Origin of the sequence: Pontibacter sp. SGAir0037 (assembly GCF_005491705.1) — a bacterium.
Taxonomy (GTDB): domain Bacteria; phylum Bacteroidota; class Bacteroidia; order Cytophagales; family Hymenobacteraceae; genus Pontibacter.
Genome location: NZ_CP028092.1, coordinates 1,667,416 through 1,692,590, shown reverse-complemented (window position 1 = coordinate 1,692,590; position 25,175 = coordinate 1,667,416). Strand labels below are relative to the sequence as shown.

The 25,175-nt window shown below is 47.0% G+C and carries 16 protein-coding genes and 1 CRISPR repeat array; of the genes, 5 read left to right on the top strand and 11 right to left on the bottom strand.

Annotated features, from left to right (window positions below):
* Nucleotides 1-26 precede the first annotated feature (26 nt).
* A complete protein-coding gene (locus C1N53_RS06980) occupies nt 27-1,904 on the bottom strand; it encodes a sodium:solute symporter family protein (RefSeq protein WP_137758626.1) in 1,878 nt (625 codons plus the stop codon).
* A gap of 36 nt (nt 1,905-1,940) precedes the next feature.
* Nucleotides 1,941-3,104 carry a glycoside hydrolase family 26 protein gene (locus C1N53_RS06975; protein ID WP_137758625.1) on the bottom strand — a complete coding sequence of 388 codons (1,164 nt, stop codon included), beginning with the start codon at nt 3,102-3,104 and terminating at the stop codon, nt 1,941-1,943.
* A 536-nt stretch (nt 3,105-3,640) separates the two neighbouring features.
* Between C1N53_RS06975 and C1N53_RS06970 the strand changes: the two genes are divergently transcribed.
* The 3 genes from C1N53_RS06970 to C1N53_RS06960 all read left to right on the top strand — a co-directional run bounded on the left by C1N53_RS06970 (nt 3,641) and on the right by C1N53_RS06960 (nt 5,774).
* Nucleotides 3,641-4,513 (top strand): AraC family transcriptional regulator, encoded by an 873-nt coding sequence (locus tag C1N53_RS06970; RefSeq protein WP_137758624.1) that lies wholly within the window; start codon nt 3,641-3,643, stop codon nt 4,511-4,513.
* 105 nt (nt 4,514-4,618) lie between these two features.
* Nucleotides 4,619-4,921 carry a Dabb family protein gene (locus C1N53_RS06965; protein ID WP_137758623.1) on the top strand — a complete coding sequence of 101 codons (303 nt, stop codon included), beginning with the start codon at nt 4,619-4,621 and terminating at the stop codon, nt 4,919-4,921.
* 46 nt (nt 4,922-4,967) lie between these two features.
* The gene (locus tag C1N53_RS06960; protein ID WP_137758622.1) at nt 4,968-5,774 is read left to right on the top strand and encodes an NIPSNAP family protein; all 807 of its coding nucleotides are present in this window, start codon (nt 4,968-4,970) and stop codon (nt 5,772-5,774) included.
* Between the two features lie 96 nt (nt 5,775-5,870).
* Here the strand turns inward: C1N53_RS06960 and C1N53_RS06955 are convergent, their stop codons facing one another.
* Both C1N53_RS06955 and C1N53_RS06950 read right to left on the bottom strand, forming a co-directional pair.
* Complete coding sequence (locus tag C1N53_RS06955) at nt 5,871-8,204, bottom strand: glycoside hydrolase N-terminal domain-containing protein (protein WP_137758621.1); 2,334 nt, start codon at nt 8,202-8,204, stop codon at nt 5,871-5,873.
* A 243-nt stretch (nt 8,205-8,447) separates the two neighbouring features.
* Nucleotides 8,448-8,657 carry a hypothetical protein gene (locus C1N53_RS06950; protein WP_137758620.1) on the bottom strand — a complete coding sequence of 70 codons (210 nt, stop codon included), beginning with the start codon at nt 8,655-8,657 and terminating at the stop codon, nt 8,448-8,450.
* Nucleotides 8,658-8,860: 203 nt separating this feature from the next.
* Here C1N53_RS06950 and C1N53_RS06945 point away from each other — a divergent pair, with 203 nt between their 5' ends.
* A complete protein-coding gene (locus C1N53_RS06945; RefSeq protein WP_137758619.1) occupies nt 8,861-9,847 on the top strand; it encodes a GlxA family transcriptional regulator in 987 nt (328 codons plus the stop codon).
* A 59-nt stretch (nt 9,848-9,906) separates the two neighbouring features.
* On the opposite strand, the gene pulA is transcribed toward C1N53_RS06945, so the two are convergent.
* Nucleotides 9,907-11,838 carry a type I pullulanase gene (gene pulA, locus C1N53_RS06940; protein WP_168193982.1) on the bottom strand — a complete coding sequence of 644 codons (1,932 nt, stop codon included), beginning with the start codon at nt 11,836-11,838 and terminating at the stop codon, nt 9,907-9,909.
* A gap of 93 nt (nt 11,839-11,931) precedes the next feature.
* Nucleotides 11,932-12,708: an NUDIX domain-containing protein gene (locus tag C1N53_RS06935; RefSeq protein ID WP_206077624.1), complete on the bottom strand. Its 777-nt coding sequence runs from the start codon at nt 12,706-12,708 to the stop codon at nt 11,932-11,934.
* Between the two features lie 147 nt (nt 12,709-12,855).
* Here C1N53_RS06935 and C1N53_RS06930 point away from each other — a divergent pair, with 147 nt between their 5' ends.
* Nucleotides 12,856-16,359, top strand: a complete 3,504-nt coding sequence (locus C1N53_RS06930; RefSeq protein WP_240773415.1) for a ThuA domain-containing protein — start codon at nt 12,856-12,858, stop codon at nt 16,357-16,359.
* A gap of 59 nt (nt 16,360-16,418) precedes the next feature.
* A CRISPR array of direct repeats spans nt 16,419-20,508; the repeat unit is 30 nt; unit sequence CTTTCTATACCTCTAAGGTGCTATTGAAAT.
* 219 nt (nt 20,509-20,727) lie between these two features.
* Here C1N53_RS06930 and cas2 read toward each other — a convergent pair.
* The 5 genes from cas2 to C1N53_RS06905 are packed head-to-tail and all read right to left on the bottom strand — an operon-like array spanning nt 20,728 to nt 25,175.
* A complete protein-coding gene (gene cas2, locus C1N53_RS06925; RefSeq protein WP_137758617.1) occupies nt 20,728-20,991 on the bottom strand; it encodes a CRISPR-associated endonuclease Cas2 in 264 nt (87 codons plus the stop codon).
* A 53-nt stretch (nt 20,992-21,044) separates the two neighbouring features.
* Complete coding sequence (gene cas1b, locus C1N53_RS06920; RefSeq protein ID WP_137758616.1) at nt 21,045-22,130, bottom strand: type I-B CRISPR-associated endonuclease Cas1b; 1,086 nt, start codon at nt 22,128-22,130, stop codon at nt 21,045-21,047.
* Nucleotides 22,131-22,188: 58 nt separating this feature from the next.
* Nucleotides 22,189-22,734, bottom strand: a complete 546-nt coding sequence (locus C1N53_RS06915) for a CRISPR-associated protein Cas4 (protein ID WP_137758615.1) — start codon at nt 22,732-22,734, stop codon at nt 22,189-22,191.
* 8 nt (nt 22,735-22,742) lie between these two features.
* A complete protein-coding gene (locus tag C1N53_RS06910; RefSeq protein ID WP_137758614.1) occupies nt 22,743-23,816 on the bottom strand; it encodes a CRISPR-associated protein Cas7 in 1,074 nt (357 codons plus the stop codon).
* 15 nt (nt 23,817-23,831) lie between these two features.
* Nucleotides 23,832-25,175 carry a hypothetical protein gene (locus C1N53_RS06905; protein WP_137758613.1) on the bottom strand — a complete coding sequence of 448 codons (1,344 nt, stop codon included), beginning with the start codon at nt 25,173-25,175 and terminating at the stop codon, nt 23,832-23,834.

Below are 25,175 nucleotides of genomic sequence, written 5' to 3'. Positions count from 1 at the left end.
TTGTGGCTGCCTGTAAAGCAGCTGTTTTAGCTATGTGTGCTTACTAAAGTCTTTTTTAAAGTCGTGGCAAAACCCGGCTTGTCGTTGGGCAACCGGTCCCACCAGGTTTTCTTCAGGATAATGCCGCAAACCAGCAGCAATGCGCCCGAAAACATCAACTCAGTATACATGCCCAGCACCAGGTAAATAGGCATCACCGTCAGGCACATCTGGCCCGCGACACCTATAACTACATTAAACATATCCAGCCAAAAGTTTTTGTTTTCCTTTATGGCAGGGTAGTCGGCTTGAACCTGTGCTGCAATCGGTTTCCAGAATCCCCACGGACGCACATTCATGTAAAAGTCTTTCAGGGTTTCCATATCTGTTGCAGGCGCTGCATAGGTTCCGATTATGCTGCCAGCCAGCGAAATGAGGAACAGGAGCGGGAAATAATACAGGTCTAACGTTCCGGCAAAAACATACGGGAAGGTGAGCGCGGAAACAATACCTGCCAGCATTCCCCAGAAGAAGCCGCTGCTGTTAAAGCGCCACCAGTACCACTTCAGCATATTCGCCGAGATATAGCCTCCGTACAAGCCTGCAACAATCCAGTTAAGCAAGGTGTTAACGTCTTTTGCAAAGAATCCAAGTACTACGCTCAGGGCTACCACCACTATACCTGTTATGTAATTCATGCGGGAAACAGTCTGGTTAGAAGCTTTCGGGTTGACATACTTCAGGTAGATGTCGTTTACTAAGTAAGCCTGCGCTGCATTTAAAGTACCTGCAAAGGTGCCAATAAAAGCTGCGAACAAGCCAGCCAGCAACAGCCCCATAACTCCGGTTGGAGCAAAGTTCTGTATGGCAGCCGGTAAAATCCTTTCGAAGTCGATGCCGGAAGCCGACTCCAGGTTCAGTTGGTTATAGTTCAGCAGGGCCAGTACGGCAAAACCAATGATCATTAAATAACGTGTCGGGATAAGCACCAGCGACACAAAGCCACTCATTTTAGCTGCATCTTTCGGGGAGCGGGATGAGAGGATCTTCTGCATGTCATAGTTCGGAGCCGGACCAGCCAGGCTGGCCAGGATGCCTTTGAAGAGCATCATAGAGAAGAAGATTCCAAAAAGAGAATAGCCATCCTGGTCTATTTTGTCATTCACTTCATCAATGATACCGGTCCAGTCCATGTTCAGGGTGGCGCCGAAGAAAGGTGTTTTCCATTCTTCCGGCACATTTAACTGGGCTACTTGCAGGTTATTGACAGCTAACACACCAATGATGACAGCTGCTAGCGTCATGATAATATACTGCAGCACATCTGCCCAAACAATACTGGCCATACCACCCATAATAGAGTAAAATACAGCAAAAGAGGTAAGGATAAGGCCGTAGAAATGCGGTACAAACTCAGCGGGAATATCGAATGGCATATATGGCTGCACAAAAGACCAGGGCACAAAAATCTCTACAAATTTACCGAGGCCGATAAAGCCATATGCCAGAAAGCCAAGGCAGCTTAAAAGAGCAAAAATGACTACGATACTATGGGCTTTGTTGGAGCCTTTGCCTGTGCCAAAGCGGGTAAGCATCCACTCGGCACCCGTGGTAACGTTAGATCGTCGTAGCCAGGCTGCCAGGAACATCATCAGGAAAACCTGGTTAAAGGAAGGCCAGAGCCAGGGAATCCAGATGCTTTTCAAGCCATACACGAAAGCCAGCATCACCATCCACATCGTGCCGGAAATATCGAACATACCCGAAGCATTCGATAAGCCAAGGGCATACCAGGGAAGGGTATTGCCACCGAGCAGGTATGCTTCTTTATTGGCCTTTGCCCTGTTTTTCATGATCAGGCCGATAGCTGCCACAGCCACCAGGTACAGCACAATGATGCCTATATCTATAAGAGATAATCTCATGTAAAATTGATTAATGGTGGGTGCTTGTTAATTTTGTTAGCGCTTATTTTTTCTGCTTTTAGGGATTGGACTGTATATGTTTTCCCGTGCCGCACTTTTCATCAGCCACACATCGGGCTTGCTGGCAAACTTCTTGAAATCTTCAGCACTCTTCTGACCGGGATAAGGGGCATAATAGTGGTCTGGGCGGCCGTTACGCCATACAAGTACATAGGCCAGTCCTGCCTCTTTTACAACAGGGTAGAGGATGTTTGTCCACCAGTCTGCTACAGGTAAGGTTTCCAGGCCTGTTTCGGACAGAACCCATACTTTCTTTTTTTCCTGCCCGATGGCTCTTAAGGTTTCTACCATGCAGCGCGCGTCCGCCACAAAGGCTTGGTTGATTTCCGCATATTGAGTGGTGTCTTCAGGCAGGCGGTGGTAGATATCAAATCCAACTATGTCTACATAATTATCTCCTGGGTAACGCTCCAGGTAATCTTCTCTGGAGGTAAATCTGTCGGTAGAGTAGGCGTAAAGCACGTTGTTTACTTTCTTTTTGCGCAGGTAATGAACTGTGTGCTGCCAGAACTGCTTGTATTCTTCAGGAGAACAGTGTTCGCGGCCCCACCAGAACCAGCTGCCGGTGTGCTCGTGCAGCGGGCGGAAAACCACCGGAATCAATTCGCCTTTCGGACCTTTCAGGCTGAGCAGGAAGGTGGCCAGCTTATCGAGCCAGCCCTCATAGCGTTGCATTGCCTCAGGATTACGGAAGAGGTGCTGTATTGTAGCATCCATTTTGTCCCAGCTGGTTTTAGTCGGGTCCAGAGGGTTGTTCAGGTGCCAGCTAAAGGTATTGAGTCCACCCATTGCGTATACCTGCTGCACATAGGTTCTCATTTTATCGAAGGGCACGCTATCCAGGTTTACAGGACTGCCCAGTTCCAGGTACCCCAGGTCCCAGCCAACTACGGCCGGAAATTCACCGGCTACCTCTTTTACATCAGAGCGGTTTTCCTGGTAAGCCCATCCCATGCCATAAGCCAGTGCATCCTGGTGGCCGAACATAATCCCTTTTTGTGACAGGCTTTGCAGGTTTTTGTACAGGTGCTTTGTTTCAGAAGTAGCCTTCGGGTTAACAGGCTTCTGCTGCGCCACTAAAGGTATACAACTGACCTGAAACAGCAACAAAGCAAATAGGCTTACTATAATTCTTGGCATAGAGAGAATAGTATAGAGTTAGTTATCTGATCGTAAAGAGTCTGCTCCTGTTCACCTTTCGAATGCTTCTTTAGCCTAAGCCGTAACATTCGTATAGCTCCCGGCTTACCTGTACACACCTGCTGGCAACGAAGCATTTGTAAGTGAGCAATCAATAATACGCACCTTGCTAAGGCTGCTCTTTCTGTTACAAAAATAGAGGTAATTCAGCCACTGGAATAATACTTTTTTATCAATTATTTGCTCTGATATCTTATCTATTTGCTATTTATTAACCAAAGCAATTCTTTTAACAGCTGTTAACAGTGCATATAGTATTACTTTGCTTTAACTATCAAGCTGCTTTAAATCACTATTTATTTAGCCTTATCGCTGATATTGCTCTTTTGCTGTCAAATATTTTGCTAAATTAACTTGTTATCCTGGCACGTATAGGTTAAAATTGTTTCATAACAGGCTGCTACGTTTTATCGTTGCTCTTATTTTAACATTATCGGGCTGCTTCCGGTAAATGTTCTAACAAAAATCACCCGAGCATGAGTGCTATCTACCGTGAGATTACTCCTTTAACAGAGAATGACTGCTTTACCATTTTTTCGAGACAGAAGCAGGAGTTTACATTTCCGTTGCACTACCACGATGAATTTGAACTGAATTTTGTATGTAATGCGGCAGATGCCAAACGTATCGTAGGCGATCATACAGAGGTTATCGGCGATGTTGACCTGGTTCTGGTTGGCAGTAATCTGCCGCACGGGTGGTTCAACCACCAGTGCAGGAGCAACGATATCTATGAAATAACGCTGCAGTTTCATTCCGACCTGTTCGATGAGAAGTTTCTGAGCCGAAACCAGCTGAGCTTTATTAAAACGCTTCTGGAGCGATCCAGCAAGGGCATTGCTTTTTCAAGGGAGACCGCTTTGGAGTTGAAGCCGAGGCTGGAGAAACTGGCAAAAATGAGTGGGTTCGACTCGGTTGTAGAACTTATATCTATTTTGCAGGGCCTGGCTACTTCTCGGCAAATGCGTACTTTATCAAACAGTTCTTTTACGTCTGAGCAGTTTACCTACTACAGCCGGCGCATTGAAAAAGTGTTTGAGTTCATGCAAAATAACTACGATAAAGAAATCTCTCTCGCCGATGTGGCCAAAGTTGTGAGCATGCCCGAAGTTTCCTTTAGCCGCTTCATTAAAAAGCGGACAGGCAAAACCTTTATCGAAAGCCTGAACGAGATCAGGTTAGGGCACGCTTCCCGCATGCTCATCGATACAACCGAAACCATATCGGAAATCTCGTACAAATGCGGCTTTAACAATCTTTCCTATTTCAACCGGATCTTCAGGCGCAAGAACGGCTGTACTCCAAAGGAGTTCCGCCAGAACTATTCGGGTTCACGTGTTTTTATTTAATGCCTCTATTTTGTTTCAGAAGGCAAGGAGCAGCTAAATTTTTATATTTTAATTTGTTAATGCCTCTTGTTATGCTTTATTTTCAGCAAACTTAATTTTAACTATATGTTTGTACACCATGTGTTTTTCTGGCTCAGCAATGCCGGGTCAGCCGAAGATAGAGCGCAGCTACTTGAAGGCTTGAATTCTTTGAAAGAGATCGAAGAGATACGGCAGCTGCATATTGGCGTTCCTGCCGATACTAACAGACCTGTAATAGATAGCAGCTACGAATTTTCACTGCTGATGCTCTTCGAAAGTAAAGAAGCGCACGATGCTTACCAGGTTCACCCGGTGCACCAGGAATTTGTACAGAAGTGCTCCTCGCTCTGGAGCAAAGTTGTGATTTATGATGCGGTGGAGGCTTAATAAGCTTCTATTTTTCCTGTAACTATTGTTCCAATTAAATATAATCATGAAGAAACTTAACAGACAATTTAGTATAGTAGCCTTTGCGGCGCTGTTTTTTAGTCTACTGGCAGCTATGCCGCTTGCCGCACTTGCACAGAAACAGAATTTTTACCAGCTGAAGGTGTATCACCTGAAAGATAAGGAGCAGGAGGCAAGGCTCGACCAGTATATACAGCAGGCCTATATGCCTGCCTTGCATCGGGCAGGTATCAGTAAAGTGGGCGTATACAAACCTATTCCCGGTGAGGGCTCTAATCCGACAGATGAACAGCTGGTGTATGTGTTTATTCCTTTTACGTCAGCAGATCAGTTCTTTGGATTAGATCAGAAGCTGGAAAAGGACAAGCAGTATGCTGCTGCCGGCCAGGACTACATTAATGCAACTCCAGCCACCGCGCCTTATGCGCGCATCGAGTCTATTCTGATGCAGGCTTTTACAGGAATGCCTTCTTACAAGGCTCCGGGCTTAAAGTCATCACCTGCTGAAAGGGTATATGAGCTGCGCAGCTACGAAGCTGCTACCGAAAAACTGCATCAGAACAAGGTGGATATGTTTAACAACGGTGAAATCAAGATATTTGACAAACTTGGCTTTAACGCTGTTTTCTATGCAAAAGTGCTGGCAGGCGGTAAGCAGCCAAACCTGATGTACATGACCAGCTTCGAAAACAAAGCCGAACGCGATGCCAAATGGAAGGCTTTCGGAGACGATCCGGACTGGAAGAAATTATCGGGCATGTCGGAGTATGCCAATAATTTTTTACGTGCCGACATTTACCTGTTACACCCGGCTCCTTATTCTGAAATATAACCCAGGAAGGACAATTGTTACTTACACGAAGAAGCCAGGCACTGCTGCAGTGCCTGGCTTCTTCGTGTAAAAGTGGGTAAGCGATACTGCATAGGCTTATAGCTGCTTTAGTTCTCCGTTAAAAGTATAGGTTTTGCCTTTCTGCGTTTTAAAAGATATCACTTTATCACCGTACCGAAGCTGGCAGGCATTGCCGAGTCTGGAAAGGACCTTTACCTGTTTCAGCTGTCCGTTTTCCCAATCCAGATCGGCTTCGAAGCCGCCGCGGGCACAAATGCCGTAAATATAACCCTGCGTCCAGGCGGCAGGCAGGGCAGGTAAAAGCTGTATTTCTCCGGCATGGCTTTGCATCAGCATCTCGGTAATTCCGGCGGTTGCCCCAAAGTTTCCGTCAATCTGGAAAGGCGGATGGTTGTCGAACAGGTTTGGCAGGGTAGACTTCTGCAGCAGCGCCTGTAAATTGCTGTAAGCAGCTTCTCCATCCTGTAAGCGGGCAAAGAAATTTACAATCCAGGCGCGGCTCCAGCCTGTGTGCCCTCCGCCATGCGACAGACGGTGCTCAATAGTTTTACGGGCAGCTTCTAGTAATTCCGGGCTTTTCTGCTTGGTTATCTGTCGGCCGGGGTGCAGGCCGTAGAGGTGAGATATATGGCGGTGCCCGGGCTCAGCTTCTTCAAACTCTTCCGTCCACTCCATTATCCGGCCATCACTTCCAATTTTAGTTGGTGCCAGCTGTGCCAGCGCTTTCTCCATCTGCTTTCTGAAAGCCGCATCCTTTTTCAGCACTTTACTGGCTTCGATGGTATTGCCCAGCAGGTCCCGTATAATCATGTGGTCCATGGTTGGCCCCATCACCATCGTAGCTATTTTGCCTTCGGCAGTTTTAAACGTGTTTTCAGGGGAGATAGAAGGACCGGACACCAAATGACCTGTGGCAGGATTTCTTACCAGCCAGTTTATGCAGAACTCCGCCGTCTCTTTTAAAACCGGGTAAGCCAGTTCCGCCAGGTATTTTTTATCTTCAGTAAACAGGTAGTGCTCCCACAGGTGCTGGGCACTCCAGGCAAGGCCCATCGGCCACATGGCCCACTGGGGCTCTCCGTATGGCTCCGTAAAGAACCAGGGGTCCGTCGTAAAATGTGCCACAGTTCCTTTGATACCATACATTTCCAGGGCTGTTTTTCGGGCATCCGACCGCATGTTATACAGAAAACGAAGGAAAGGCAGGTGCATTTCCGACAAATTGGTTACTTCGGCGGGCCAGTAATTCATCTGAATGTTGATGTTGATGTGATAGTCGGCACTCCAGGGCGGGGTAAGTCCATCGGCCCAAATGCCTTGCAGGTTGGCGGGTAAACTGCCAGGGCGTGAGCTACTGATGAGCAGGTACCTTCCGAACTGATAGTATAACTGCAGCAGTTCCGGGTCTGGGTTTCCCTTCTGTACAGCCAGCAGCCGGGCGTCGGTCGGGAAGAGGGAGGCATTGGTTTTTCCGAGATCCAGGCGAACCCGGTGGAAGTACTGCTGGTAGTCGGCAATGTGCTCCTGCTGTAGTGCGGCATAAGGCTTGGCTGCCGCCCTGGCGAGCTGTGAGGCAGCAAGCGCGGCAGGCTCCAGCCCCGCGTAGTCTGTAGCGGCAGTAAGCAGTATAGTGGCTTCATCAGCATTTTGCAGGCGGATGCTATTTCCCTGCACCTGTACGGTGCCACCTTTGTGCAGGAGCTTCATTTTAGCCACCATTCTTACACCAGTGCCATCACCCACATGCTCAGTCATGGTTATTTCATCTCCGGTTACCTGTATGGCTGCTTTGCTGCCCGGCCTGCTCAGCTGCACCGAAAAAGAGAGAGAGGCTGTTTTATCGGCTGTTAACCTTACGACCAGTGCCTGTGCCGGAGCACTGGAGAAAATTTCTCTGCGGAAGTTTACCTGGTTGGCCTGATAGGCGACACGTGCTATGGCATTGTTTAAGTCCAGTTCTCTGCTATAGCCGGATGCCGCTCCGGCATCGCCTTCAAAGCGTAGCCTCAGGTCGCCCAGTGTCTGGTAGGAACTGTTCACTTTTTTGTCACCCATCATCTTCTCCCGGGCAAACTGCTGGGCGTCGTCGTATTTACCGGCAAAAAGCAGTTTTCTTAGCTCTGGCAGGGCGGCACGGGCTTCGGGGTTTACAAAATCGGCTGGCTTTCCGGTCCAGACAGATTCTTCGTTAAGCTGAATTCTTTCTTCGGTGATGCCGCCAAATACCATAGCTCCCAACCGACCGTTTCCTACGGGCAGTGCTTCGTTCCAGTTAGTGGCGGGGTGGCTGAACCAAAGCTTGCATTCATCGGTGCTTTGTGCCCGCGAAAAAGCTGGAAAAATACTGGCGAAGCATAAAGCAAGACCGAAAGTAAGTATGGTAGCCGGGATGGAAGCTTTCAATTTCATGCAGTGTGATGAGGTGTAAACAGATACGATTTATATCTCGATTTAAATATCGTTATTTTTACACTACTTAAATGGTGATTTCACCGGAAACGCTTGTTTTAAGGTATAAGATCGCACAAATTATCTAGGCAAAGAAGCTGCTAAGGCAGGTAAAATGCCCTCTTCTCACTACAGGAGGTTAAGAGATCTTCCGGTGCCTTTATAACCTGAATTGCTGCATGCGTCCGCTTTGGGCTGAGAGCTTTAATCTAAAATGGTGCAGCTATAACCGGCTTCCTGTAGCAGGACAATAACTTTTTCAGCGTCAAAATCTACTCCCTCTATTCTTAAAATCTTGTCACAATCCTGCAGGTCAAAGTTTATGCGGCTGGCCGGGAAGTGCGTTAAGAGCAGAGCAACAAGTTTACGGGATTGCCCTCTGTTCCTGACATTGGTTTTGAAGACTTCAACCATAGCTGTGTTGCAAAATTGTCTCATATGCTGGCAATGTAATTTTGTGCTAAATGCTTCTGAAATTCCCGGGAGCTTCTTAAATTTAGCTCTTGATCCCGAGTGGCTTACGATACAAACTTAGCTTTTTGAAAGCAAGCAAAGACGGTGCCCTTACGACAAAAAGGGGGTTGATTGCGACATTGCTATACTTTATTTTCACCTGTATGAAGCACATATCTATTCTGGTACCAAAGGGAGCGATCTTAGGCAGCCTGGAAGGTTCCCGCCAATTATTTTCACAGGTTAACACCTTCGTGCAGGCAAGGGGAGAAGCGCCTTTGTTTAACGTGCAACTGGTTGGCCTTTCCAGGGAAACGCCTTTGAGTGGCGGCCTGTTTACGGTGAACACCGATAAGGTGCTGGAGGATGTAGACAAAACTGATCTCATTATTATTCCCGCCGTTGATGGAGACCTGCAGGTGGCACTGGAGAACAACAAAGCTTTTTTCCCCTGGATTACCAGGCAGTACAACCAGGGGGCCGAGGTAGCCAGCTTGTGCCTGGGTGCTTTTATACTGGCTTCAACGGGATTATTAAAAGGCCGTAAATGTGCCACCCACTGGATGGCTTCCAATGCTTTTCGGGCAATGTTTCCGGATGTAAACCTGGTAACCGAAAAGATCATTACCGATGAGCAGGGAATTTACTCCAGCGGTGGTGCCTTCTCTTACCTAAACCTGATCCTGTACCTGATCGAGAAATACGCAGGCAAAGAACTCGCCATCCTTTCTGCCAAAATTTTTGCTATCGAAATCGATCGCGTCAGCCAGACGCAGTTTGTTATTTTCCAGGGACAGAAAGAACACGGAGAAGAGCAGATCCGGAAGGTACAGGAGTATATAGAGGCTAATTTCCAGGAAAAGATGACGGTGGAGGAACTGGCTGCCATGTCTTTTCTGAGCCGGAGAAATTTTGAGCGCCGGTTTAAAAAGGCAACTTCCAATACAGTAATGGAATACATCCAGCGGGTAAAGATAGAAGCTGCTAAATCAACCCTGGAGTCTACGCAGGAAAACGTAAATGAAGTAATGTACTCCGTTGGTTATACCGATACCAAAGCTTTTAGAACGACTTTCAAAAAGATAACCGGCATTTCACCGGCAGCTTACCGCAACAAGTATAACAAAGAGGCAGCAGTGGTAATGCATTAAAGGCTTTACAGGTTTTGGTTCCGGCGATAACGCTATATGCTCCGGAACCTGCAGGGCTGCTACTCCTGGAACAGGATCAGCGTGGAAATGGCCGGAATCCGGACTTCCCCTTTTACCTGTTTACCACCCGCCAAATCAATTTCTTTGCCCTGGGCCGCAATGCGCCATTCACCCTGTAAAGGAACATGAACAGCTTCTTTTCTGGCATTGTAATACACCATGATAGTGCTCCAGGTATCGCCGTGGGCATGGTCTTTCAGCTGATAGCCGATCAGGCCGGGTTCGGTGGCGACAAAGGCCAAATGTTGTTGCAGCATAGTAGCAGCAGGCATCCGGAAGGCCGGATGCGCTTTGCGCAGCGCTATCAGGTTTTTGTAATAATAGAACACATCCTGGTGATCCGTTTTCCAGTTCCAGTCGATCTGGTTGATGCTGTCGGGGAGATTATAGCTGTTGTGCTCCCCTTTTTTCGTGCGCAGCATTTCGGCACCTGCATGTATAAAAGGAATGCCCTGCGACGTTAGTACGACAGCATCGGCCAATAAATTCATCTGCTTTAGTTCTTCCGCTGTTGCCTCGGGGCAGGAGATTTTCAGCTTGTCGTAGAGGGTATGGTTGTCGTGGCAGGAAACATAGGAAACCGCCTGCCAGGGCTGGCTGGCCCAGAACTCTTTAGAATAGTTTACCAGCTGTGGGTTTACCTGCGGGTGTCTGGTGCTGCCAACTATTCCGAACTTAACTGATTCTTCTGTGTGGGAGGCGCCGCTAACAAAACCTTTGGAGGTATCTTCGAAAACAGAGCCTTTTAAGCCATCACGCAAATCGTCGCTGAAGGCAGCCACCTGGTGCATCTGGTAGGTATTGGCTTTTAATGCTTTCCGGTTGTCGGGCAAAGGACTTTTGCCTGCCGTCCAGCCTTCTCCGTACACTACAATGTTCGGGTTAATTTTTTTCAGTTCTGCTGTAAGCTGGTTCATGGTTTCTATATCATGGATAGCCATCAGGTCGAAGCGAAAGCCGTCTATGTGATACTCTTTAGCCCAGTACTTGCACGACTCAATGATATAGTGGCGCATTATGGGGCGTTCGCTGGCGGTTTCGTTGCCGCAGGCCGAAGCATCCGACCAGTCGCCTTCCGGTGTTTGCCTGTAATAGTAGCCGGGTACCTCCAGGTTAAAGTTTGATTTCTCTGTCTCCCCGGTATGGTTGTAAACTACATCCATCACTACGCCCAGCCCATTGTCGTGCAGGGCCTTCACCATCTGCTTGAATTCCCGGATGCGCACCTCCGCCTGATAAGGATCTGTTGCATAAGAGCCTTCCGGTACATTATAATTCTGAGGATCGTAGCCCCAGTTGTACTGCGGCACAGTGGCTGTTTCATCTACGGATTTATAGTCGAAGGAGGGGAGCAGGTGGATGTGCGTAATGCCGAGTTCCTTGATGTGGTCCAGGCCCGTTGCCAGCCCACCGGGATTTTTTGTTCCCTGTGCTGCAAGACCCAGAAACTTGCCCGGGGCAGAGCTGCCGGCACTTGGGCTGATGGTCAGGTCACGCACATGGGCCTCGTACAGCACGATGGCGTTCGGTGATGCAACAGCCGGCCCCTTATCGTATTCCCACCCGGCCGGATTGGTGGTAGCCAGGTCTGTTACCATGGCACGCTTGCCGTTTACACCAACGGCCTGGGCATAGATACCCGGTGTTTCATCAAGCCATTGCTCTTTGGTTTTCACCTGGTAGGTATAGTATACGCCTGCCAGGTTCTGATCTACTGTAATCTGCCAGAGGCCATTTGCCTGCTGCTTCATAATGGCTTTCTGATAGGCCTCTCCGCCATCACCCTTCCGGTATAGTTTCAGCTCTACTTGCTGCGCAGCAGGCGACCAGATTTTAAAAGTAGTCTTCTGGGGCGTATAGCTTGTCCAGAGGTCTGTTTCGGCAAATGCAGGGTGTTCCTGCGCAAAGGCGCTATAGTGAAAGTGGGTCAAGGTCGTGAAGAAGCTTATGAGTAGAAGATATTTTTGTTTGGCTGAAAGCATGAGGATAGGGAAAACAGAGATTAAATGGTATATGTTCGCATTTTACCAGCCTCCCCGCAAGCCGTCCTGCAGTGCCTGGTGGTATTTCTCCAGATCGAAGCTATACAGGTCCGGGGCTTTGTGGGCCACACCACTGCGGCGTTCATCCAACTTCCGGAGGATGTTATAGGCCATGATCTTGCGCTGAAAGTTGCGACGGTCCAGCTTCTTACCCAGAATTGCTTCGTAGAGCCGCTGAAGCTCCGGAATGGTAAACTTATCCGGTAGCAGGTTATACCCGATGGGCTGGTGGTTTAACTGCATCCTTAGCGTTTCAAGTGCCTTCAGCAAGATCTGGTTATGGTCCATCATCAGAGAACCAATCTCTTCCAGGTCCCACCAGGTACAGGCCTCCGACAATGGATCGGGTGTGGGCGTTACCTGCGAAAATTCTACCAGGGCATAAAATCCAATGGAAATAAAGCGTTGTCTAAACCAGTCTTCAGCAAAGTTACTGTCGGAGATGGACGTAAGCTGATCGGTGTTCAGATGAAGCTCAGACCTATCGGGATTGCTGAACACGTAGAACTGCTGCAAAAAGATGTTGTTGATGCCGGTGCGCTCTTTCAGTATACGGCTGGCGGCCTCTTCTATAGGCTCCTGCTGTTTCACAAAACCTCCTGCCAGAGCCCATTGCTGGTTGTGTTTCATCTTCAGCAGCAATACCTTCAGCTGGTTTTCATGAAACCCGAACAAAACACAATCCAAGGAGATGTGTGCCAGGTAGTTTTCTTTGTTTACCATTTTTTGGTCGCGCTTGTCTTTATCCTGCCCATTCATGCCAGGCAATATAAATAATTTATGGTTTTTGTTTTTTTTAATTTAGAAATAAACTAACATTATGTCAAAGTAACACAATGAATAAATTCTGCATATTTTGCTTGTTTTAAATATGTGATTAATCGCTTTAAAAAAAACCTTCACCTTATGTTAAAAAACTACACCTTTAAACGGATGCACAGCCTCTGCTTGCTCTTGCTCCTGTGCCTGCCAGGATTCTGGTCCTGTACAGGCGATACCGAACCGAAGCGGATGCTGGTGTTCAGCAAAACTGCTGCTTTTCGCCATGCCTCTATACCTGCCGGACAAGCTGCTTTGCTGAAGATAGGGCAGGAGCAGGGGATGCTGGTGGACATGACCGAAGATGCCGGCATGTTTAATGAAGAAAACCTGAAACGCTACAAAGCTGTTGTTTTCCTGAATACGACAGGCGATGTGCTGAACGCAGAGCAGCAGAATAACTTTGAGCGCTATATTCAGGCCGGTGGCGGCTATCTGGGTATTCACGCTGCTTCGGATACGGAATATACCTGGCCCTGGTACGGGCAGTTGGTAGGTGCCTATTTCGATAATCACCCGATGCCGAACAATGTGCAGAAAGGTACTTTTCTGGTGGTGAACAAAGATAACGATGCCACTAAGTTTCTGCCGGAGAAGTGGGAGCGTGAAGATGAGTTTTACAGCTTTAAGCAGATCAGCCCGAATATTAATGTGCTAGTGGCTATAGATGAAAAAACCTACGAAGGCGGCACCAACGGCGAAAACCACCCGATGAGCTGGTACCAGGAATTTGACGGCGGCCGCTCTTTTTATACCAGCGTAGGGCATACCGACGCTACCTTTACAGAACCCCTTGTGTTACAGCACCTGGCTGAAGGTCTGAGATATGTAACAGGAGGCGATAAGCCCGCTAAGCTTGACTACGATAAGGTGCGCACGCCACGAATGCCCGAAGAGAACCGTTTTTCTAAAGTAGTACTCGATGAAAAACTCGAAGAGCCGATGGAGCTGACGGTATTCCGCGACGGAAGGGTCCTGTTTATCGAGCGACGCGGTAATGTAAAGCTATACAGTCCTGCAACCGGCAAAATATCCGTAATAGCCACCATACCTGTCAGCACGAAGTATACCGATAAAGAGGGTAAAGTAACAGAGGGTGAAGACGGACTGCTGGGCCTGGCGCAGGACCCGAAATTCGAAGAAAACCACTGGATATACCTCTACTATTCAGAAGCAGGCGATGTTGCCCGCAACATCCTGACCAGGTATGAAATGCGGGGTGATGAGCTGGTGCTCGACAGCAAAAAAGTACTGCTGGAGGTGCCGGTGCAGCGGGAGCAGTGCTGCCATACCGGCGGGTCCATTGATTTTGATGCCAACGGAAACTTATACCTTTCGACCGGCGACAATACCAGCCCCCGTGCCACAGCCTATGCTCCCGTTGATGAAAGAGCCGGACGAAACCCCTGGGATGCTCAGAAATCCTCGGCCAACACCAACGACCTGCGCGGCAAAATCCTGCGGATCCACCCCGAAGCAAACGGTACTTATACCATACCGGAAGGCAATCTTTTTCCGAAAGGAACTGCTAAAACAAGACCTGAAATCTATACCATGGGGCACCGCAACCCGTTCCGGATTTCGGTTGACAAGAAAACAGGCTTTGTTTACTGGGGCGAGGTTGGCCCGGATGCCAACGATCCGGAAGATGGAAAAGGCCCGGCAGGTTACGATGAGGTAGGACAAGCCCGGAAAGCGGGTAACTATGGCTGGCCGCACTTTATCGGGGACAACAAGCCGTACAATCACTTCGACTTTGCCGGCAACAGAAGCGGCGCAGCTTTCGACCCAGCCAGACCGGTTAACAATTCCCCCAACAACACTGGCTTAAACCAGCTCCCTCCGGCGCAGAAAGCCTTTATCTGGTATCCGTACGGCGAATCAGCTGAGTTTCCACTGGTAGGTTCCGGTGCCCGCACCGCTATGGCCGGGCAGGTATATTACCAGGATCAGTTTAAGAATGCCAAGCGTGCTTTCCCGGCTTATTACGACGGCAAACTGTTTATCTATGAGTGGATGCGCGGCTGGATCATGGCTGTGACCATGGATAAAGAAGGCAACTATGTATCTATGGAGCCGTTTATGCCAAACCATAAATTCTCTAACCCCATGGACATGGAATTTGGTCCGGAAGGGGATCTGTATGTGCTGGAATACGGCACAGGCTGGTTTCAGGCAAATGATAATGCCCGCCTGGTAAAAATTGAGTACAACGGCGGCAACCGTAAACCAGTGGTGCAGGTGGCAGTAGATAAACCGGCTGGCGCTTTACCGCTGGCAGTACAGTTTACCTCGGAAGGCACACAAGATTTCGACCATGATGCGCTGGACTATAAATGGACGATTTCTTCTGCCGCAACAGGTACCAAAACCCTGAAGGAAGCCAATCCTTCCTTCACCTTCGATAAAGCGGGCGTTTACAAAGCCACACTTACCGTGACAGACGCCAAAGGGGCAGCCAGCAGCCAAACACTGGAAGTACAGGCTGGAAACGAACCGCCCGTGCTGACGTTCGACATCCTGGGAGGTAATAAAACGTTCTTTCTGCCGGGCAAAGCTTTTCAATACGAAGTGAAAGTAGAAGACAAGGAAGATGGAAGCTTAGCGAGTGGCGGTATACAGCCCGAACAGGTAGCAGTAACCATTGATTACCTGCCGGAAGGATTCGACCAGGTAGATATTGCCCTGGGGCACCGGAGTGCCGACGCTTCTGCGGCCTATGTAAAAGGGCAAAAGTTGGTGGAGGCCAGCGACTGCAAATCGTGCCATAGCATCGACAAGAAATCGATTGGACCCACCTATAAGCAGGTAGCCCAAAAGTATAAGAACGATGCCGGTGCCGCCGAGCGACTGGCTAAGAAAGTAATAAGCGGGGGCAAAGGCGTGTGGGGCGAAGTGGCCATGAGTGCTCACCCGAAATTGCCTGCTCCTGATGCCAGGGAAATGGTGGCGTATATCCTGAGTCTTTCAGAAGAAAAGACGGCTGCTCCGTCGTTACCCGTGAAAGGGACTTATACCACAGCTCTTCCAAAAGGCGATAAGGGAGTGGGGGTGTATGTGCTACGGGCGGCTTACCGCGACAAAGGAGCCAACGGAATACCTGGCTTGCCTTCTGAGCAAACCTATGTGATGCGCAACCCGGGAGTAGCGGCCAGTTCTGCAGAAATAACACAGGCCATTCAGAAATTCAAGATCCCGGGTGGTCCTGAAATGATGATTGTGTCGGGAACCGGATCGCATTTTGGTTTCAGGCAGATCGACCTGACCCATATCAGCCAGCTTACCTGCACCGTGATGGCACCTCAGGAATTCCTGAATGCAGCAGGTGGTACTATAGAGGTACGTCTTGGAGCGCCTGACGGAAAAGTGATAGGCCAGTCGGAGATGATCAGGCAAACCACAACGCCTGCCCAGTCGACGCCTCCACAACAAGCCCGCATTGCGTTGCAGCCAACGGAAGGAATGCACGACCTCTATTTTGTCTTTAAAAACGAAAAAGCGGCTGCAGGTCAAAACCTGATGATTATGACCCATATCTTATTTGAAAGTAGCAAGAGTGGAGATGGTAAACTGGTAGCTGCCAGAAAGTAAGCTCCCGCTCCAGCAAAGAAAGCTGCCCTGTGTTTCGCAGGGCGGCTTTTTTTGTGGTGGAGTTTGTTAAGTTTAGGTGCGATTGAAATAACTACAGTCGAGGCGGTAGTTATAATGGAACTATGTTTTCTATACCTCTAAGGTGCTATTGAAATCACGTCCGGGCGCACCTCTTCGTTTCGGATACCCCTCTTTCTATACCTCTAAGGTGCTATTGAAATTCGCAAGATGAACTATACCATGCCGAAGCGCCAGTTTACTTTCTATACCTCTAAGGTGCTATTGAAATCAGGATGAGTAAAAACTGGGTTAGCAGCTGCACTCCTTTCTATACCTCTAAGGTGCTATTGAAATCGCCGCAGCCATGAAGGACCTCGAAGAGTTTATCGACCTTTCTATACCTCTAAGGTGCTATTGAAATCTGGCTCATGCGGGTGTATGGTGCGTATGGATAAGGCTTTCTATACCTCTAAGGTGCTATTGAAATTAACTATGTTGCGAAAAGCGGTGTCGAGTTGATCGTCTTTCTATACCTCTAAGGTGCTATTGAAATCAAGCCACTCTCCTATATCGAAAGGCTCAAAATCAACCTTTCTATACCTCTAAGGTGCTATTGAAATTCAATGGCTCCTCGCACCCACTGAGCTATGGTAATGCCTTTCTATACCTCTAAGGTGCTATTGAAATATTTAAGAGCAGCCTCCCGATGATAGTTTATAGCTGCTTTCTATACCTCTAAGGTGCTATTGAAATTTGCGCTCACCAGGCTGTCGCTGAGGGGTGTTCCGTCCTTTCTATACCTCTAAGGTGCTATTGAAATCATCTACCCTGGAATCAAAAAACCTTGTAGGAGCCACCTTTCTATACCTCTAAGGTGCTATTGAAATGTGCTTCAACGCGTAATTTCTCTATCAACTACTTCCACTTTCTATACCTCTAAGGTGCTATTGAAATTCAGCACCAACACTGTATCGGAATAGTCTACCGCATCCTTTCTATACCTCTAAGGTGCTATTGAAATTCTACCGCATCCGGATCCGGGATGTCCTGAAAGTTCACTTTCTATACCTCTAAGGTGCTATTGAAATACTCAAATTTTGTCCGCATTTTGTGCGTAAGGAATTACTTTCTATACCTCTAAGGTGCTATTGAAATACAAACTGAGCCGCATCTTCGAATCAGGGCTTGTGGACTTTCTATACCTCTAAGGTGCTATTGAAATCAGCCTCAGAGCACTCAACAGTCTGGTGGAGGAAGCCCTTTATATACCTCTAAGGTGCTATTGAAATGCGTTTACTTTTTTAAGCAGGGTGCTGCTCTTTAGGTCTTTCTATACCTCTAAGGTGCTATTGAAATTAAGCTCAGGCAGCTACTACGAGGCTACCTGGTACAGCCTTTCTATACCTCTAAGGTGCTATTGAAATAACGCTACTGGTAACGAGCTGTATAATTTTAAGGACTTTCTATACCTCTAAGGTGCTATTGAAATGCTGGAAGAATTCTTGCCAGAACTGCAGGAAACAAGCTTTCTATACCTCTAAGGTGCTATTGAAATGGCCACACCTTCAGATAATGAATCTGAGGTTTGCCAACTTTCTATACCTCTAAGGTGCTATTGAAATACCGATAGAGGAAATCGTAACGGCATAGGTACCAACCTTTCTATACCTCTAAGGTGCTATTGAAATCAACGCTTTATGCTTTACGCGACTTAGAGCAGCTAATCTTTCTATACCTCTAAGGTGCTATTGAAATCCCAGTCATTAAGCACCAGTTTCACTCTTACACCATCTTTCTATACCTCTAAGGTGCTATTGAAATTCGTTTTCAAGATGCCTCCAGCTGTATTTATAGGATGCTTTCTATACCTCTAAGGTGCTATTGAAATAGATCAGGAGGCGTACATTGTTGGCTAAATCTGAAGCTTTCTATACCTCTAAGGTGCTATTGAAATGCTGGCTTATCCTTATCTGCATAGCCTGGTTAAGAAACCTTTCTATACCTCTAAGGTGCTATTGAAATCTACTTAAACTGGGGCGGCACCATGACTTTTGAGGAACTTTCTATACCTCTAAGGTGCTATTGAAATTTTCGAATAATAATCATAAAAATAAATTTTAAAAGCCTTTCTATACCTCTAAGGTGCTATTGAAATCCCCTGCTTTGTAAAGCCTAACCGAAACGATTATGGTCTTTCTATACCTCTAAGGTGCTATTGAAATCGGCACTACTCTGCCTGCTGTTCTGGTGGGCCTGATGTCTTTCTATACCTCTAAGGTGCTATTGAAATTAGATATAATCCGTAATGACTGTCGGATCTATATCAGCTTTCTATACCTCTAAGGTGCTATTGAAATCGGAGACGGCCCGTAAGCTACTGGAGCAGTACGGGCTTTCTATACCTCTAAGGTGCTATTGAAATTTACCCGGTCCGTCGGCTTCACGCTTCGGTATCGGACTTTCTATACCTCTAAGGTGCTATTGAAATGCGCATTGATTGAGTGAGGCCAGTTGATCACCTCTTCCCTTTCTATACCTCTAAGGTGCTATTGAAATGCCCCTCTCCTTAATCCAAACTAAAACACTATACAGCCTTTCTATACCTCTAAGGTGCTATTGAAATTCGCTGAACTCGGAAGAAGACGTACTTACTTTACAGTCTTTCTATACCTCTAAGGTGCTATTGAAATCCTTCTCGTTTGACTTCCAGACCGTGGCTAGCCCACCTTTCTATACCTCTAAGGTGCTATTGAAATCCTACAGTAATTTACTCAATATTCAAGCGCTCTTACGCTTTCTATACCTCTAAGGTGCTATTGAAATCCTACAGTAATTTACTCAATATTCAAGCGCTCTTACGCTTTCTATACCTCTAAGGTGCTATTGAAATTTCGTTATAAGAAAGATAGCTTTCATCAAGCTTAACTTTCTATACCTCTAAGGTGCTATTGAAATCAGCTTATTTGGTTATCCATCATGCGGAGCTTGAAGTCTTTCTATACCTCTAAGGTGCTATTGAAATTTGCCCGGAACAGCTCTCTTTCAAGGGCTGTAGTTTCTTTCTATACCTCTAAGGTGCTATTGAAATCAGCAGATAGTCTATCCGTCAGCCATCCAATCACAGCTTTCTATACCTCTAAGGTGCTATTGAAATTTACCTCACGCCGGAGCTGCTTCGTGTACTGAAACCCTTTCTATACCTCTAAGGTGCTATTGAAATCCACCAGTGTATTCAAGAGAACCAAAGCGTTCATACAACTTTCTATACCTCTAAGGTGCTATTGAAATGGTCAAGAAAGGAGACTATTATAGGATTAAGACTATCTTTCTATACCTCTAAGGTGCTATTGAAATCTATTGTTCCGAAAGTATGCGTATTGCGGTTCTCGCCTTTCTATACCTCTAAGGTGCTATTGAAATTCTTCAGTTGCGTGGACGCTCTACAGTAGTGAAAGACTTTCTATACCTCTAAGGTGCTATTGAAATTACGCATATCTATCAACGTGTATTTATCACCAACTTCTTTCTATACCTCTAAGGTGCTATTGAAATGGCGGCAGGCTACGAATCAACACCTGCTGAAGAGCCTTTCTATACCTCTAAGGTGCTATTGAAATCAACTGCTACTGCCTTGAAACCGTCGCTATTCTCTTCTTTCTATACCTCTAAGGTGCTATTGAAATTGCAAAACCCCGGAGCCAGTGCACCTGCACCACCTGGCTTTCTATACCTCTAAGGTGCTATTGAAATACCCCCTCAAAAGTCAAATCATATTTGTGCTTGATATCTTTCTATACCTCTAAGGTGCTATTGAAATTTTCAGTTCTTTTAGCCAAACCCAGATCATCCGTTAATCTTTCTATACCTCTAAGGTGCTATTGAAATGTAGCGGCAAAACATCAGACACAACAATATTGTTAACTTTCTATACCTCTAAGGTGCTATTGAAATCTGAATCTACTGCCTCTGTAAGTGAGTTAATAATATCTTTCTATACCTCTAAGGTGCTATTGAAATACTAACGGCCCTTCGAAGAATACCTTTAATAACTGACTTTCTATACCTCTAAGGTGCTATTGAAATGCGTAATCAATCACGCGCATGGATTGCTAATACACTCTTTCTATACCTCTAAGGTGCTATTGAAATCCACCGCTAAAATAAACAGAAAAAGCCTTACAAAGCGCATTTGCAAAGCTTTTTGATTGGTAATTGGAGCTAAAAAAAGCGTCAGGTGCCGGTAGTGTAAAAAAGCCGTGTAGCTGACGACTTATTTATCCGGCTCGTTTTTAAGTATTTACATTATGCAGTGTTGTTAACTTTGGGTTTAAACAGAAGGAATAAGCGCAGGTTTTGATTAGCCGACGCTCACAGAAAACGCTGAGGACTGCCTTTGTCGAGGCCCATCACATGGCGTTCATGGTAACGCTCCTCCCGTAATCTGTAGATTACCACCCCGTCATCGTCATCCAGGAGCATATTTATTTCGTGGCGCAGACGTTGGTATTGCGCCTCTGTTAGCTCTCCTTCAAATACGGAATTCTGTACCCAAGTGAGGTATTTGCGGAAGAGCTTAAGCATTTTGCCTACACGCTTCTGGTTCATGTCATATACGGCTATAAAATAAGGCATCTTGAAAAGATTAATTTGTCAATACGTCAAAGAACTAAGTACCGGAAATAGTATTACCACCACATGTGGAGGCCCTGGTAAGGGTCCTGTTTGGCATCGCAGAGGTGGCGCACCAGTTTGTGGCACTCCAGCCGTACCAGCCGCTCGTAGGAAATGTGGCGGTTCAGTTGCCGGTGCAGTACTGTTTTCTGGAGGCGCTGGTCCAGGTGCGCCATAAAAATTTTACGGCCTTCCTCTTTCAGGTAGCAGCCGCCCAGGCGCTGTTCGAAATGCTTCGGCTGAATTTCACCGTTCTTCAGCAGTTTGAAAATGGCACGGTCAATAAGCAGCGGCTTAAAAATCTCGGCCAGGTCCAGCGAGAGCGAGAAACGGCGGTCGCCGGGCTCGTGCAGAAACGATACCGTAGGATCAAGGGCTGTGCGGTAAATCTGCCGGAGCACGATTGAGTAGCACAGCGAGTTGCCAAAAGAAATAAGCGCGTTCAGCGGGTTAGACGGTGGCCTGCGCTCCCGCTTATCAAAAGGAAACTTTTGTGCTACCGCTTCGCCCAGCATCAGCTGCCAGCTCTGGTAATAGCAGTCGCGGGCACGGCCTTCGGCGCTCATGAGGGTCGGTATGTCGGGGCAGGAGGGGATACGGCTGCGTTCACCCTCTATCTGCTCACAGCTTTCCTGCAGGGCCAGGGCCTCCGGCTCGGGCAGGCGGGGCACGTAGTACCGCATTACCCGCAGAATGTTAAAAAGGGCCGCATCCACAAACTCCTTTGCCAGCACCAGGCGCTTCTTCGGACTCAGGTAGTGCTGCGCCTGCGCCATCCGCACGCGGCCGCTGATAACGGGCTGGCGCGGATAAAGCGAAGCGGTATAGTTGCCGTAGTAGTCGAAGAAGAACACCGGAATACCCTGCTGTGCCAGGAAGGTAACCAGCTTTGTGTTGATGTCGATCTCGCCGAAAAGGTAGAGGCTTTCAACGGATTCCACAGCAAAGGGCAGCCTCTGGCCGTCAGCAGGTTGGCTGGGTAAGCCTTCCGTATCTTCCTCATCCGGGATACGGCAATCCATTATTGTTTTTTCCAAAGCCAGTGTATTGTGCTGGCGGCGCAACCGGCCACTGGAGAAGAGGTAAAAAGGACGCTTCATGGGTAGCTTAAACAGGTAAGGTGAAAAAGAGGAAATACAGAATAAAATGTTTGCTGCACTACCCATAGCAGAGCTCTTCGAAGGCGCACTTGCGGCAGAAGTCGCGTTTGCTGATGCGGGCCGGAGGGTGCGGCTCCTCCAGCAGCCTGATAAGTTGCCTGAGTTGCAGTGCCAGCACCTCTTCGTGCTGCGGCTCCAATGTAACTGGCTCGGAGCGGCGCAGGGCCGGATAATCGATCTGGCCTCTGTAAGCTGCTCCACCATTTGCCGTTACACCGTTCAGCTTCAGGAGCCACAGGTAAAAGCGCACCTGGCTCAGGTGCGCCTCCTGGCAGGAGCGGCCTTTCTTTGTCTCGTGCAGCACACCGTCCTTCAGAGCAGCCCTGTCTACACGACCTGTCAATGGAATACCGTCCGAAGTAGTTGCATACAGGTCCAGGTGCTTTTCGCTGCGGCTGTAGCTGGTCTCGTCCAGCAGCCTGCCCAGCGCCACGTCCTCCGATTCCTGTTCCATGCGGATACCCTGGTGGTGCAACCACGCTTTACGGGGGCAGATGAGGAAGTAGGAGAAGACGGTGGCGGTGATAGTGGCGGATTGAACCATGATAAAGCTTAAGCTAAAGCGACCTCCTGAAGTTGGTTTTCATACGGATAACGCTGCATCATTTCAATTAGATTTTCTTCAGCTTTTTCCAAAGCATCTGCTGATTCTGTATTGGTTCTTATATAACCAGCGGCAGGTAGGGTTATGAAAGTTGCTACATTTTCTAAACTATCATCTACTATTGGCTCAACTTTATCCTCTTCTTCTTTTAGTTTGGTACGGATAGCAGCTGCCAGCTTATTAGCATTTGGACTTATAGCTACTGCCAGAGTCTCCATTAAGCTGAAAGTGCGTGATTGGTTGGTTGTTACACGCCAGTTAATTAATGCATGGGCAATGGCAGGAATAACTTTGTCTCGCAATTCTTTAGGAGCAATCAAGGACTTGCCAAATACCGTTTCACCTTCTATCCAGCCTTCAGCTCTAAGTTTTTCGGCCGTTTCAGGCCGGATCTCTGGTTCAAACTCGTTAAGCGAAACTGCAAAAAGAGTACGTAGATCAAGCGCCACATCATGCACAAATAAGCCTGTTGTACGTGCATTGTCTGGCACCCATTTTCTATGTAAGCTTCTGTTTGTACCAGTTAATAAATCTTGCACTTCTTCCGTTGACAAGACTTTGCCATTTGCATCTTTAATAATTATGTCCTGGTTTTCTGGTTTGTCACTACGATCAAACGTTAAATTTTCCTTTACATAAGTAGCTAAAAGTGGATGCAGAGGGCGCATCGCTGATATTGAAAAGGGACTCCTTCTTTTTAAAGTACGGTTTTCACCTCCGCTTTCTGCTTTCATCCAGCCTCCTAATAACTGATCTATGTATGCAGGGTTACAGGCACTCCATGCTTCACCTTCCCCTAACTGCTTTTTCTTGTCTACATTAAAAACAAAAGTTGTAGGAGCGAAGGGCATATTTAGTTCACTAGAGACAGCCTCTAGAATAGAACGTTTTACTTGTTGGCCGCTGGAATAAGCCATACTTTTACCAAATTGGGCATCCCGAAATGTCTTTTGACCTTTCTCTACACAAAAAACAGTGTGCTCGGCGTGTTTTAGAGCACGGAAGTAGATGAAGTGATTCATATGATTTTGATTTAATTATTTTACAGGTTCTTGAACAGGTTTAGAAGAAAACTCAGCATAGCGGAAGCGGATAAGGGTTATAAAGTAACTCACATTATCCGCAGGCATTCTGTTTACTGTTTTGCCTAATTCAACAAGCACATCCTTGTTGTCGGCCTCTTCAACTATTTCAGCAAGCTCTCGCATGAACTGCGGCTTTCGAGCTGTATCTAAAACAGATTTTACTTTATTAGACCTGTCTTTTCTTGCTTTTCCTGCACCTGCTTCATATTGTAGGAAAGCTTGGGCTGCTTCACCGGCAGTATCCCAGAGTTCATCATTGTTTAACATTGCTAATAACCAGGTTTGATATGTTCTAAATGAGATAAATTTTTCTTGATCAGCTTTGGAGAAATTAGGCAAGCTGACAGCATCTTTTCCAGTAGGAATCAGACCTCTTAGGCCTTTAGGCTCAAGTGCCTGTACACCTATAGCGCCCATTTGGCAAGCTCTTTGAAAGCTAAATGCAGTACCATATAGCGGCTCAATTCTTTTAGCGTCTTGATGATATTGATCATTAAAAAGCTTTTTGTAGAGTTGGATAGGGCGTTGTATTTGTGGCAAACGAAAAGGCACAAAACCAAGCGTTTTATTGGTTTGACCGAGACTGTACACGTAGCCTGTCAGATCTGTATTAGGAAGTGTTCTGGAAATACCAAAAAGCACAGAGGTCCAGCTAGCGGTGGTTAGTTCTAAACCACCGCCAGCTATGGAGCCAAAAGGATTGAAGTTTTGTAATGGATCATAGGCTCTGTAGTCCCTACTAAATACATGGGAAAGCCATTGGCCGTTCCATGTGTTAATCTGATTTCCTCGCAGGCCTGTATAAGTTGCATCATTTAGGTATTCGCGATAATACTGCCAACCTTTAAAAACTGTCATCAGTATTTTGGGATGTTTGAAGAAAATAGAAAGTCCTCCGGCTACACCTATACCTAATCCACTACCTATCCAGGAACAATAAACATCATCTACTGTAGAGAACATGGCTAATGCAGAAACTTGTCCTGAGGTTGTGGCAAACTCTTTTTCTTCGGAAGCAGGAAAACCAATAGCTATACTTGCATCCTTTAAACCAGCACCAATCTTTTCATGGAGATTCAGTAGCTTTTCCTGCCGTTCAACTTCTGTAAGGGCATCAGGCTTTTGGCCCTTCTTCATTTGCACAAAAGGAGAGTTTGTCACCCATTGCATGTATTTTGAGTGATTGTAGAATAGTTCGAAGTAAACTTTTTCAAAAAAATCTTTAGGGCTAAGGTGCTCTTCATTCTCTTGATTGTAAAGTTCCAAAAGTTTTCGGCCTATGTTTACAGCTATCAT